The 11615-nt window shown below is 56.2% G+C and carries 16 protein-coding genes; 15 read left to right on the top strand and 1 reads right to left on the bottom strand.

Features of this window, described 5'->3' with window-relative positions; translation table 11 throughout:
* Nucleotides 1-4: 4 nt before the first annotated feature.
* Complete coding sequence (locus VSQ83_RS09580) at nt 5-205, bottom strand: hypothetical protein (RefSeq protein WP_326426280.1); 201 nt, start codon at nt 203-205, stop codon at nt 5-7.
* A gap of 139 nt (nt 206-344) precedes the next feature.
* Between VSQ83_RS09580 and VSQ83_RS09585 the strand changes: the two genes are divergently transcribed.
* The 15 genes from VSQ83_RS09585 (at nt 345) to VSQ83_RS09655 (ending at nt 11304) form a co-directional block, all read left to right on the top strand.
* On the top strand, nt 345-902 hold the full coding sequence (locus VSQ83_RS09585; RefSeq protein ID WP_326426282.1) for an HGGxSTG domain-containing protein: 558 nt from the start codon (nt 345-347) through the stop codon (nt 900-902).
* Entirely contained in the window at nt 889-2190 is a 1302-nt protein-coding gene (locus tag VSQ83_RS09590) for a terminase large subunit domain-containing protein (RefSeq protein WP_326426284.1), read from the top strand. The genes VSQ83_RS09585 and VSQ83_RS09590 overlap by 14 nt, the downstream gene beginning before the upstream one ends.
* 2 nt (nt 2191-2192) lie before the next feature.
* On the top strand, nt 2193-3545 hold the full coding sequence (locus VSQ83_RS09595; RefSeq protein ID WP_326426286.1) for a DUF4055 domain-containing protein: 1353 nt from the start codon (nt 2193-2195) through the stop codon (nt 3543-3545).
* Nucleotide 3546: 1 nt separating this feature from the next.
* Entirely contained in the window at nt 3547-4659 is a 1113-nt protein-coding gene (locus VSQ83_RS09600) for a hypothetical protein (RefSeq protein WP_326426288.1), read from the top strand.
* A gap of 418 nt (nt 4660-5077) precedes the next feature.
* Nucleotides 5078-5815 carry a DUF6651 domain-containing protein gene (locus VSQ83_RS09605; protein ID WP_326426290.1) on the top strand — a complete coding sequence of 246 codons (738 nt, stop codon included), beginning with the start codon at nt 5078-5080 and terminating at the stop codon, nt 5813-5815.
* Between the two features lie 10 nt (nt 5816-5825).
* Nucleotides 5826-6797, top strand: a complete 972-nt coding sequence (locus tag VSQ83_RS09610; protein WP_326426292.1) for a major capsid protein — start codon at nt 5826-5828, stop codon at nt 6795-6797.
* Nucleotides 6798-6840: 43 nt separating this feature from the next.
* Nucleotides 6841-7395 (top strand): HeH/LEM domain-containing protein, encoded by a 555-nt coding sequence (locus tag VSQ83_RS09615; protein WP_326426294.1) that lies wholly within the window; start codon nt 6841-6843, stop codon nt 7393-7395.
* 2 nt (nt 7396-7397) lie between these two features.
* Complete coding sequence (locus VSQ83_RS09620; RefSeq protein WP_326426295.1) at nt 7398-7766, top strand: hypothetical protein; 369 nt, start codon at nt 7398-7400, stop codon at nt 7764-7766.
* 1 nt (nt 7767) lies between these two features.
* Entirely contained in the window at nt 7768-8124 is a 357-nt protein-coding gene (locus VSQ83_RS09625) for a hypothetical protein (RefSeq protein WP_095021083.1), read from the top strand.
* Nucleotides 8124-8543: an HK97 gp10 family phage protein gene (locus VSQ83_RS09630; protein ID WP_326426299.1), complete on the top strand. Its 420-nt coding sequence runs from the start codon at nt 8124-8126 to the stop codon at nt 8541-8543. Before VSQ83_RS09625 ends, VSQ83_RS09630 begins: the two co-directional genes overlap by 1 nt.
* Nucleotides 8540-8965, top strand: coding sequence for a hypothetical protein (locus VSQ83_RS09635; protein ID WP_326426301.1), 426 nt, complete (start codon nt 8540-8542; stop codon nt 8963-8965). The genes VSQ83_RS09630 and VSQ83_RS09635 overlap by 4 nt, the downstream gene beginning before the upstream one ends.
* 64 nt (nt 8966-9029) lie before the next feature.
* Entirely contained in the window at nt 9030-10193 is a 1164-nt protein-coding gene (locus VSQ83_RS09640; RefSeq protein WP_326426303.1) for a phage tail tube protein, read from the top strand.
* Between the two features lie 79 nt (nt 10194-10272).
* Nucleotides 10273-10755, top strand: coding sequence for a hypothetical protein (locus tag VSQ83_RS09645; protein ID WP_326426305.1), 483 nt, complete (start codon nt 10273-10275; stop codon nt 10753-10755).
* A gap of 2 nt (nt 10756-10757) precedes the next feature.
* Nucleotides 10758-11000: a hypothetical protein gene (locus VSQ83_RS09650; RefSeq protein ID WP_326427693.1), complete on the top strand. Its 243-nt coding sequence runs from the start codon at nt 10758-10760 to the stop codon at nt 10998-11000.
* Nucleotides 11001-11148: 148 nt separating this feature from the next.
* Complete coding sequence (locus tag VSQ83_RS09655; protein WP_326426307.1) at nt 11149-11304, top strand: hypothetical protein; 156 nt, start codon at nt 11149-11151, stop codon at nt 11302-11304.
* Nucleotides 11305-11615: the final 311 nt, after the last annotated feature.

Below are 11615 nucleotides of genomic sequence, written 5' to 3' on the forward strand. Positions count from 1 at the left end.
GGGGCTACTTAGCTTTCAATGCTTCTTGGATTAGGTCTGCATAGTTAGAGAGGCTTTTCATCTCAGACTCAAGATTAACTGAAGAGCCTGACGCCGCTAGAGCGGTGATTACTTCAAGTGCAGCTGCAACGGCATAGGTGCGTTTATCTGCTTCACCGTGGCCGTACATTGTGCTTGCGTGGAGTACCTGCTCACCAATAGTCATATGTCATCCTTAGGCTTAGTTGATATTCATAGATAGCGGCAACCTGCCACTATTTCAAGCCGAACGATTCATTGAATGGCGTTCGAACGACGTTGAATGACCATCCGTTCGCGAAACACCCCATGAATGAGGCTTAAACATGGCCCTATGCGGCGCAAAGAAGCGCAGCAACGGGGAACCATGCAAGCGACACGCTGTTCCGGGTTCCTCTCGCTGCAAGCTACACGGCGGGGCGGCCGCAAAGGCCAACAAAGGTAACCAGCACGCTCGCAAACACGGTATCTATTCAGACACGCTGACTGCTGATGAGCATGGTCTGTGGGATGACATCGGCATAGGCACGCTGGATGACGACATCAAGATAGCCAAGCTCCAGTTGCGTCGAGCGCTGATGGCCCAGGCCAAAGCAGAGGCGGGTGACGGCCTTGTTCTGGATATGGAGAGCATCCATACCCAGGCGACCGATCCGGTTGAAGAGGGCGAAGAGCCGAAAGAGCCTGGGCGCCCATCAATGACAACCCAGCGTCGACGCCAAGGCTATGAGGACATCATCAATCGCCTGCTGGGCCGTATTGGTGACCTTGAGTCGAAGCGCGCCGACATGATCAAGAAACTCGACCCTGAAGACGAGGGGCTATTGCCTCAGCGCATCGAAGTGGTGGTGACTGACGCGAGACGCCCGAATGCCGAGCCTTAACGTACCTCAAGCCCAGTTCCTGGCGCTGCCTCACAAGTTTCGCGCCTTTGTGGCCGGATTTGGTTCGGGCAAGACTTGGGTAGGCTGCTCGGCGCTCGGGAAGCACTTTTGGGAGTGGCCGCGCATCAACGCCGGTTACTTCGCTCCGACATACGCTCAGATCCGCGACATCTTCTACCCGACAATGGAAGAGGTGGCGCACGACTGGGGGCTTCGCACTGAGATCAATCAGTCGAACCACGAAGTCCACGTCTACAGTGGCCGGCAATATCGCGGCAATGTGATCTGCCGGTCGATGGAAAAGCCCCAAACCATCGTCGGCTTCAAGATTGGTCATGCCTTAGTCGATGAGCTCGATGTCATGAGCCTGGTCAAGGCGCAGCAGGCTTGGCGCAAGATCATTGCCCGGATGCGTTACAACATCCCGGGACTGCGCAACGGCGTGGATGTGACGACGACGCCTGAGGGCTTCAAGTTCGTCTACCTGCAGTTCCTGAAGCAAGTGCGCGACAAGCCGGCCCTTGGCGAAATGTACGGCCTTGTTCAGGCCAGTACGTTCGACAACGAACTGAATCTGCCACCTGACTACATTCCATCACTAATGGAGTCGTATCCCGAGCAGCTGATCAGAGCCTACCTGAACGGCCAGTTCGTCAACTTGGCGTCAGGCACGATCTACACGGCCTACGATCGCAAGCTGAATAGCTGTGTTGACACCGTGCAGCCAGGTGAGCCTCTGTTCATTGGTATGGACTTTAACGTCGGCAAGATGGCAGCAATCACTCACGTCAAACGTGACCAAGGGCTACCCCGGGCGGTTGATGAGCTTATTGATGGCTATGACACGCCCGACATGATCCGGCGGATCAAAGAACGCTACTGGCGGCACAATGGCAATGACTTCGAGAAAACATGCGAAATCAGGATCTACCCGGACGCTTCGGGTGACTCCCGTAAGTCAGTGAATGCCAGCATCACGGATCTGGCCATGCTCAAACAGGCTGGGTTTTCGATCATCGCTCCAGCGTCAAACCCGCCCGTGAAAGACCGAATTAACGCCATGAACGCCGTCTTCTACAACGCGCAGGGCGAGCGCCGATACCTGGTTAACCCGTTTACTTGTCCTACCTACGCCGATGGTTTGGAACAACAGGTGTGGGCGCCTAATGGCGAACCAGACAAAACAGCTGGTGTCGATCACGCGAATGATGCGGGTGGTTATTTCATTCATCGCGAATATCCAATCGTTAAGCCGGTCGCCGTCACTAATCAATCCCTGAGAATCTGACTATGAGTAACGACCCGAGCGCCACGCTGCCTGCGGTGGAGCGCATGCGTGCCTATTGGGCCGTAGTTGCACCTTTGATAGACGGTACCCAGGCAATGCGGGATCAGGGAGAAACCCTGCTGCCCAAGTACCCTGCCGAGGAACAGGCTTCTTACAATCAGCGCCTGGCACTCTCCACGCTGCTCCCGGCGTACTCCGAGACGGTGGCGAACAACACCAGTCGCGTCTTTGCTGAGCCGTTACAGCTGGGCGATGACGTGTCAGAAGCCATCGTGTCGCTCTGCGGTGATTTCGACATGAGCGGTAACGACATCAATAACTGGTCTGCTCGTACCTTTGAACTGGGTCTTGGCTTCGGCTTATGTCACGCCTTCATCGACCATCAGCCTGCAGGTGATGTGCGCAACCGGGCCGAAGAGAAGGCCGCAGGCGGTCGCCCCTACGCAGTCCTGGTGCATCCAGAACAATTGCGCGGCTGGCGAGATGAGGCTGGCCAGCTTGTCATGGTGCGCTACGCCGAGACGGTCTCGGTGTCAGACGGCGCGTTTGGCAGCAAGTTGATCACCCAAATCCGCGTATTCGAGCCGGGGACATGGAAGATTTATCGCGAGTCTGAAGACTCAGGAAACTGGGAGCTTCACCAGGAGGGTACAACCAGCCTGAGTTACATCCCTTGGGCGACCTTCTACACGAAGCGTGTCGGGTTCATGGAGGCTAAGCCGCCATTGCTCGAGCTTGCCCATCTCAACGTCAAGCATTGGCAGTCACAGAGCGATCAGGACAACCTCCTGCACGTCGCACGGGTGCCACTCCTGTTCATGTTCACTGATGATGAGCAATTTCAGTTGGTCATCAGCTCCGGCAGCGCGACCCGCATGCCAAAGGACGGTGACGCCAAGTACGTGGAGCACACCGGGGCGTCCATTGAGGCGGGCCGCGTGTCTTTGCAGGACCTGGTAGAAGACATGCGAATGTCCGGCGCGAAGTTGCTGCAGAAGGACAAGCAGCAAACGAAAACGGCGGCTCAGGCCAATGAGGAGGCCGCTCAGGAGTTGTCGCCCTTGGCCCGGATGAGCGAGCAGTTCTCGGACTTCATTGCCCAGTTGCTTCAATACATGGCTGACTTTCAAGGCTCTGGAGAGGGTGGTCATGTTGAGATGCGTGGCAACTTCGACTCTGACTATGCCCCAGAAGTGTCCTTGCCCCAGCTGCTGTCGATGGCGAACTCCGGGAAACTGTCCGATCAAACCCTGTTCAGCGAGTTTCAGCGCCGCGGTGTCATCAGCGATGAGCTGGATTGGGAGGAGGAAAAAGAGCGCATCGAAACCCAAGGGCCTGCGTTAGGGGTGGTTTGATATGTCGACGGTTAACGAGACGCTCCAAGCTGCCGCCATCGGTCACGCGATAGATCTGCTGCATCTGAGTAATGCCGAGGTGCGCAAGATCATCGCTCTGCTCAACAGCGCGGATGCAGAGCTACGAGCTCAGCTAATCTTGGCCATTACGAATCTCGGGGCGGAGTCATTCACTGTCACGCACATGAACACCGTGCTGGCCTCGGTGCTGGAGATAAACAAATCCATCTATGCGTCCATTCAAGAAACAATGGTTAAGTCGGTAATTGATCTAGCCAAGTACGAGGTCGGCTACCAGAAAGCGTTATTCACTGAGGTCATACCGCAGCAAGTGCGGGTGACTGTCTCGCTAGGCTCCGTCAATCTGGACCAGGCCCGCCAGATTGCGATGGCTAGGCCATTCCAGGGCAAGTTGCTCAAGGAGTGGCTGGGCGACCTTGAAGTGACTCGAGCTGCACGCATTCGTGACGGTGTTCGTATGGGTATGGTGGAGGGGCAAACGACTGAGCAGATAGTTCGCCGCGTGATGGGCATCAAATCTGAGGGATACGCCGATGGACTGCTAAATCGCAGCCGGCAAGATATTGAGGCCGTGGTACGAACAGCAATCAGCCACACGGCTCAAGGTGCGCGCGATGCGTTCTACAAGGCTAATGATGATCTGATAGCCGAGGTGAGCTGGCTCAGCACCCTTGATAATAAGACGTCCGCCGATTGCAGGCTACGCGATCGCTTGCGGTACACGAATGACACGCACGAGCCTGTTGGGCACAAAATCCCTTGGAAAGCAGGGCCCGGTCGTATTCATTGGTGCTGCCGTAGTACTTCGACACCGATAATCAAGGGCTGGGAAGAGCTACGCCTCTCCAAGGGATTGCCGGAAAGCACTCGGGCAAGCATGGACGGGCAGGTGCCAGTATCAACCAACTATGGCACTTGGCTGAAAGCACAAAGTGCGGCGCGGCAAGACCAGGTACTTGGCCCGAACCGCGGTAAGCTTCTGCGTGATGGCGGGCTCGATGTCAGCAGCTTTTACAATGACAAGGGCAAGCTCCTCACGCTCGACCAATTGCGCGAGCGAGATGCTGCTTCTTTTGTGAGGGCCGGGATATGATGGCTGCATGACCGAAAAGCCAAAACTCCACGTAATCACCGGAACGCCTGCACCTGACACCCCAAAGGAGCAGGCAATGAAGCGCGTCCGCTCAATGCCCAGACCGCCAACCATGATCAGCTGTCATCGATGCGGTGGTGCTGAGGTCATCCAGACCAAGATTGGGATGATGTACAAGGACGGTAAGGCAACAGGCGGTACACGACAGATCCTGTGCGCGCTCTGCTTCATGAGAGGCGAGAGGGTTGTCCTGAGCAAGTAACATCGAACTCTAGAGACCCGCCAAGTGCGGGTTTTTTATTACCCAAAATTAAAGCCTCGGCACCCGCTGGGGTTTTTTTATGCCTGTAGTTCCGGATGGGGCAGGGCGACATCGGGCCGGATGGCCTAGTAGATGGGCGGATGCCCGGAGATCCACATGAAGTTGAAACTCGACGAAAGCGGCAATGCGGTGCTCCAAGATGGAAAGCCTGTCTATGTCCATGACGATGGTAAAGAGGTGGCATTCGATGCGCCAGGCACTGTCGCAACGATCACCCGGCTTAACGGCGAAGCAAAGGATCACCGTGTCCGCGCTGACACTGCCGAGAAGGCTCTTAAAGGGTTTGAAGGGATCACGGATGTAGCCGCCGCCCGCAACGCTCTGGATATCGTTTCGAAGCTCGATCAGAAAAAGCTGGTGGATGCCGGCGAGATCGACACGGTTCGCAACGAGATCAGCAAGGCGTTCCAAGGCCAGCTGGATGAAGCCAACATCAAGGTGCAGACCTTCGAGCAACAGCTGTATGCCGAAAAAATCGGCGGCAGTTTCGCTCGATCCAAGATGATCACCGAGAAGCTGGCCGTTCCCGCAGACATGGTGCAAGCCACGTTCGGCAAGGCCTTCAAGATCGAGGAGGGCAAGGTTGTCGCCTATGACGCGAATGGCAACAAGATTTTCAGCCAATCGCGGCCTGGTGAACTCGCTGACTTCGATGAAGCACTGCAGACGCTCGTCGAGGCATACCCACACAAAGACCACATCCTGAAGCCTTCCGGTGCCGGTGGTAGCGGAGCGCCCAACGGCGGTGGCAACCCCCATCCTGGCGCACCCAAGTCTCTCGCTGAATGCAAAACCAGCGCAGAGAAGGTTGCCTACCTCGAAACGATCAAATAAGGAGCCATAAATGGCTTTCGATCTCGCTATTTTCAATAAACAGACCTACACGGCTCTGACTGAAACCGTGTCCCAAGCCATCGACAAGTTCAACGAAGCGTCGGCGGGCACTATCATCCTGCAGAACGCTCCAGCGCAGGGCGACTTCGACATCACTGCCAGCTTCAAACTGATCGGCAACCTGGTACGTCGTCGTAACGTGAATGGCACTGGCACTGTGGCAGCTACTCGCCTGACCCAGCTGCTGAACGCCTCCGTGAAGGTCGCTGCCGGCACTCCGCCGATCGAATACGAAGCTGCTCAGTACAACTGGGTACTCCAGAATCCAGCACTGGCTGCTTTGACCATCGGCGAGCAACTGGGCCGGGCCCGCGTGGCCGACATGCTGAACACAGGCATTCGCGGCGCTGTGGCTGCAATCAGCGGGCATGCGGACGCGACGTTTGGCGCCGCTGCTGATGCTCCGACCTTCAAAGCTTTGAACCGTGCCTCGTTCAAGTTTGGTGACCGCTCCAACGCGATCAATGCCTGGGTGCTTCACTCCGGCGTCGTCAGCGAACTGTATGACAATGCTCTGACCAATGCTGAGAACCTGTTCACCTATGACGGTGTGAACGTCATGCGCGATCCATTCGGTCGCCTGTTCGTGGTGACCGACTCGGACGCGCTTATCGTGCCCGCTGGCGCTGACCCGGTGACCAACCCGCAGTCCTTCCGCTCTCTGGGCCTGGTTCAAAGCGCTATCGCTGTCACTGGTAACAATGACTTCGACGCCGTACTGAACCGCGTTACTGGCAAGGAGAACCTTGGTTCGGTCTATCAGGCTGAGTGGAGCTACAACCTCGGCGTGCTAGGGCATACCTGGAAGACCGCTACCGGTGGCGCATCGCCAAACGACACCGCAATCGGCACCTCGGCCAACTGGGAGCGCACCGCTACCAGCGTCAAGGACACGGCTGGCGTTCTGGTGTTGAGCGCCTAACCCGACAGAGGGGCCTTCGGGCTCCTCGCTTTCGAGGTGACACATGAGCAAAAAGATTCTTTGGTTTCTGCGCGGCCCGGCCAGTGCGGAACAGATGGCCCTGGCCAAATCGGTCGGGATGACGATTCGCGACCCGAACGCATACCGCATTGGTGACTTCATCGAGCAGGCTGACGGCGTGGCCGGTGATGCTCCTGTGGCTTACCTGAAGGCATACGACCTGATTGAAATGCTCCGTACTGACGGACCGACCGTTGTGGAGTTCGTTGCAGCTGGTTACTTGGCAGCGAATTACCCGCCAGAAGGCTACGAATCGCGAAGCTCTGCACAAGAGATCACAGATGCTATTGCTGAGCAGGAGGCCGATATCGGCGCTGACGGCAAGATGTCAATCGCCAAGCTGCGTGAGATCCTGACGGAGAAGGGCGTAACGTTCGATCCGAAAGCGAAGAAGCCTGACTTGCAAGCCCTGCTTGATCAGGCTGAGCGCGCTGCAAAAATAGCCGACATCAAGACGCAGCTGACATTGAAGGCAGTCGCCTTTGAGGACGCTGCGACCCTGGAAGAGCTGCAGGCCCTGAACACTCCATCGGTGTAACCATGACTGACTTCATCACCATCGCGCAGGTGGATAGCCTGCTGGGCGCCGAGTGGACGACCGAAGAAAAGAAGCCTCGCGCGGTGCTGATGGCGAACACCTGGCTCACTGAGCGGGTGCGTGAGGTGTGCGTTCCGACACCTCACGTAATCATCCAAGCTGGTGCCGAGATTGCGAGAGAGGCAGCAGCAGGGGCGCTATACGGCGCCCAAGCCCGAGAGGTTACTGAAACATCGGTGAAGGCTGGCAGCGTCAGCACAAGCAAGACCTTCGCCGAAGGATCAAAAACGATGACAGCGGGCGAATCCTTCGCATTGGCGCTGATTCGACCGTGGGCATCAACCAACCAGATAAAACTGGTAAGGGGCTGATATGGGTTTGCGCGAGGACATTCAGGCCGATATGGCTGAAGCTTTCGATACGGATTTGGCTGACGCGGTGAAAGACTTTACGGGCGGTATCACGCTTCCGGGCACATGGGATCCGGTAACAGAGGAGTCGGCCGGGGAGGTGGTTATCGCCTATTCGGGGAGAGGCGTCTTTGATGCTTACGAGGTGCGACTGGTGGACGGGATCAACATCAAGTCAACCGACCAGTTGTTGATCGCACTCACCAACGAAGTAACCGGCTCGCCGCAGGTTGGCCACAAGATCAATGGCTTTGATGTGCTGAGCGTCCAGCAGGACCCGGCTGGTGCGCACTGGGAAATACAACTGAGGGCTGTGTAATGGCCGGCTGGAGCATTCCTCCATCAGTGTTTGCGGATCAGATAGACGAGGAAGTCAGCAGGCGAGTTCGGACAATCGCTCTAGCCTTGCTCAATGAAGTGATCGAGCGATCTCCCGTGGGTAATCCAGACCTGTGGAAGAGTCCGCCGCCGCCCGGGTACGTCGTCGGCCGATTTCGTGGCAGCCACATCGTCAGCATTGGCGCACCGGTTTATACCGTCACAACGAATGTCGACCCGAGCGGGTCGGACACGCGTGGTAAGGGTATGGCCGCGCTATCTGGCCTTGAGCCTTACACGCAGATTTTTATTCAAACCAATTTACCGTACGCAGAACGCTTGGAGCGGGGCCATTCTGGCCAGGCACCAGACGGCCTCTACGAACTGGCATTTATCAGTGTGTCCGAGGTTTACCGATGACCTACGAAGACATTCGTGTCGCCCTCACGGCGCGCGCCGCGACCTTCACCGGCATCGACAAGGACAGGCTTTTTCGTCCCAATGATCAGCTCTCCGCGGCCAATCTGGATGCGTCAGGCATCTTCAAGCCCCCGGCTGACGGCCTCTGGTGCCGAATGATCATTCAGCACGGTACGGCCTTTATGGCGGGGATGGCTGACAAACCCTACTCCCGCAAGCCGGGACAGATCGTTTTCCAGTGCTTCGCACGGCCGCGTACAGGTATGAAATCACTGAATGTGCTGGCCGATGCGCTTGAAGCGCATTTCGGCTACTGGAGCTCTGGTGAGCTTGAGTGCATGGAAGCCAGCCAGGACGTTGTCGGTGATGACGGGGCCGGCTTCTACCAAATCAATACAAAAGTCCGGTTCCGCGCAGGTTAAACCCGTAGCACCCATCCCACCCGCCCTGAGCGGGTTTTTTTATGCCCACAGAAAGGTGGAAAGAATGAGCTCCGGCGCAAAGATCGTCAGTCACATCATTCCTGAAGTGACACCAGGTATTACCCCAGTAACCGGCACTTGGAGCACGCTGCGCCTCACAGGCAATACGCTGACTCCGACTCCAACCACTGCAGTAAGCGATGAGATTTCCGACTCTCGTATCAGCCAAGGTTCCATAGTCACTAGCGTCGACATTGCTGGCGAACTGGCTGGTGAGCTGTCGTTTGGTACGTTTGACCAGTTGCTGGAAGCTGCTTTCTATGGCAACTGGGCCAATAACGTTTTGTCCGTCGGCGATGCTCGCCACACGTTCAGCATTGCCAAGGGCTACATAGATGTCGGTGTGTACAGTCTGTTCAAGGGTGTACATGTCAGTACCTTTGCACTCGACATCCCGTCAGACGGCAAGATAACCGCCACGTTCGGCATGGCTTGCCTCGATTACACCGACAGCGATACACCAATCGTCACAGCAAGCGAACCGCCAACCATTACACCGTTCGTGTCTGGCCTTAGCGTCGGAACGGTTCTCGCTGATGGTGCTTCGCTGGCGGGTATTGCTTGTATCTCGGCAATGACAATCAGTCTGGACAACAGCCTTCAAGCGCAACGCTGTATAGGCAACACGATGCTTGGCCCGGGCGCACAGATTGCAACCGAGGCAGCTATCACCGGCACTCTCGTCTTGGCTTGGTCCAAGCGTGCATGGGAGCTCTGGAAAAACAGCTTCACTCGGAAAACCATTGCGATTCAGTTCCCGATCACTGACAGCCTGGGCAATCAGTACATCTTTGATTTCCCGGCCGTGGAAGTTGACGGTGATCTTCCGAGCGGTGGCAAGCGTGACTTGATCGAGGTGACGCTCAACTACACCGTAGCCAAGATCAGCCCGACCATCACCCGCATTCCCTTTGCGGCTGTTACCAGTGTTTCTGTTGCGCCAACGACTGCTTCGATCGCAGTCGCTGCAACGCGGCAGCTGACTGCTTCGGCGCTTCCAGTTGAATCCGCACAGAGCGTCACATGGAACAGCGCGACTCCCGGTGTGGCGACTGTGAGCAGCTCAGGCCTGGTAACGGGTGTCTCGGTCGGTTCTGCGGTGATCACCGTTACGAGCGTATCCGACCCGACGAAGACCGCGACGTCGACCATCACTGTTACCGCTTAATCGATTGCAAGACTTTGACCGCTCCGGTGTTTACGCCTGCCGGGGCGGTCCTTTTATGGCTTGGCGTTGAGTAATCATCATGGCTCTGAAACTGAAGAAGAAAGACCCAGTGCAGACTGGCGCTAAATGGGTGGACTTCGATGCAGATACAAAAGTACTGCTGGCGGGTACTGACAATATTGAATACCGGGTTGCCTTGGAGCGTCATAATCGCCGCGTCCAACGCAACGATTCGCGCTTCGGCGAAGGTCAAGTTGGCGTAGTCGAAGGCGAGCTGACCGATCTGCAGAACCACGCAATGCTGCTCGCGCACTTCATCGTCAAAGACTGGAAAGGCGTTCAGGATGACGAAGGCTGTGAGCTGGAGTACTCGACAGACGCTGCTGCCGAGCTGCTGGAGACAAACGCGGAATTCCTTCTGTTCGTGCTCCGTGGCGGTACTAAGGTTGCTGCTGAAGCAGAGCAGGAACTGGCTGAGACTGTGGGAAAGCCGTCGAGCGGTACGAGTGGGAAAAAGACTGGTCAGGCGGAGAAAAGCGAAAGCTCATCTATCAACGCCTGAATATAGCGGTTCCGGATGAACCACCCACCGATACGATCACCAGTTATCTGCTGGGCGTTTTCTACAATGTGTGTCGTGGTCGGCGGTTCCTTTCGACGATGGCTGGTGCATTCCCACTGCCGCTATCAGCCAGGGAAATATCGGACTGGCTGGAGGCTCATCCTTCACCTCTGCCGCGGCGCCACGTTGATGAGGTGGTGTTTGCGCTGGATGCGATCTGCCTGACTGAAGAGGGCGAGGATTGACGACAGAAACTGACGATCAGGTGCGAGCAACCTTGAGAAAGGTATCCAAAATCTATTGGTAGGTATCGCTTGTGGGTATTGATGCGTTAGTCGATAGGTATGAAGGCATAGTGATATCATTTGGGCTCCATTGATAAGGAGGCTCACCATGGCAGCAGTTAAGACTTACGTTTTCAAACTAAAAGCAAGCAATGGAAGCGGTATGAGCAACGTACTTCAAAATGGCACAGATCAGCGCGAGGCTGAACGAAAAATCCTTCAGAAGTACCCTGGGGCGACTATTTTGGGTGTGCGTGAACAGTAATGATTAGCCCAGCCCCCGCGCTGGGCTTTTTGCATCTGGCAGGCGCACTGTTCTCAACATAGGTTCTTAGAGCTAGCGCCGGATGCGGATCGATTGCCAAGTCACATCGCTAGTAAACCGTCCGGTATCGCCTCTGATGACGAACAGCGTTGCTCTATAGGCTGAGGATAGTCTTGAGCAGTGTAGGCCGCGAATCTTGTGGTACGCCCATGACCAGTCGCGATTTGGTTTGCTGTCCATAGTCATGCCATCCTTTTGCCATTATTAGCGTTGAATCATACCGCTCTTCATAAATTCCACAACTCGCCAGG

The organism is Pseudomonas sp. DSV-1, assembly GCF_035830915.1.
Classification (GTDB): domain Bacteria; phylum Pseudomonadota; class Gammaproteobacteria; order Pseudomonadales; family Pseudomonadaceae; genus Aquipseudomonas.

What these genes read in the sequence shown, in the direction of transcription:
- VSQ83_RS09580 (WP_326426280.1), bottom strand. Translation starts at nt 205, where the DNA reads ATGACTATTGGTGAGCAGGTACTCCACGCAAGCACAATGTACGGCCAC.
- VSQ83_RS09585 (WP_326426282.1), top strand. Translation starts at nt 345, where the DNA reads ATGGCCCTATGCGGCGCAAAGAAGCGCAGCAACGGGGAACCATGCAAG.
- VSQ83_RS09590 (WP_326426284.1), top strand. Translation starts at nt 889, where the DNA reads ATGCCGAGCCTTAACGTACCTCAAGCCCAGTTCCTGGCGCTGCCTCAC.
- VSQ83_RS09595 (WP_326426286.1), top strand. Translation starts at nt 2,193, where the DNA reads ATGAGTAACGACCCGAGCGCCACGCTGCCTGCGGTGGAGCGCATGCGT.
- VSQ83_RS09600 (WP_326426288.1), top strand. Translation starts at nt 3,547, where the DNA reads ATGTCGACGGTTAACGAGACGCTCCAAGCTGCCGCCATCGGTCACGCG.
- VSQ83_RS09605 (WP_326426290.1), top strand. Translation starts at nt 5,078, where the DNA reads ATGAAGTTGAAACTCGACGAAAGCGGCAATGCGGTGCTCCAAGATGGA.
- VSQ83_RS09610 (WP_326426292.1), top strand. Translation starts at nt 5,826, where the DNA reads ATGGCTTTCGATCTCGCTATTTTCAATAAACAGACCTACACGGCTCTG.
- VSQ83_RS09615 (WP_326426294.1), top strand. Translation starts at nt 6,841, where the DNA reads ATGAGCAAAAAGATTCTTTGGTTTCTGCGCGGCCCGGCCAGTGCGGAA.
- VSQ83_RS09620 (WP_326426295.1), top strand. Translation starts at nt 7,398, where the DNA reads ATGACTGACTTCATCACCATCGCGCAGGTGGATAGCCTGCTGGGCGCC.
- VSQ83_RS09625 (WP_095021083.1), top strand. Translation starts at nt 7,768, where the DNA reads ATGGGTTTGCGCGAGGACATTCAGGCCGATATGGCTGAAGCTTTCGAT.
- VSQ83_RS09630 (WP_326426299.1), top strand. Translation starts at nt 8,124, where the DNA reads ATGGCCGGCTGGAGCATTCCTCCATCAGTGTTTGCGGATCAGATAGAC.
- VSQ83_RS09635 (WP_326426301.1), top strand. Translation starts at nt 8,540, where the DNA reads ATGACCTACGAAGACATTCGTGTCGCCCTCACGGCGCGCGCCGCGACC.
- VSQ83_RS09640 (WP_326426303.1), top strand. Translation starts at nt 9,030, where the DNA reads ATGAGCTCCGGCGCAAAGATCGTCAGTCACATCATTCCTGAAGTGACA.
- VSQ83_RS09645 (WP_326426305.1), top strand. Translation starts at nt 10,273, where the DNA reads ATGGCTCTGAAACTGAAGAAGAAAGACCCAGTGCAGACTGGCGCTAAA.
- VSQ83_RS09655 (WP_326426307.1), top strand. Translation starts at nt 11,149, where the DNA reads ATGGCAGCAGTTAAGACTTACGTTTTCAAACTAAAAGCAAGCAATGGA.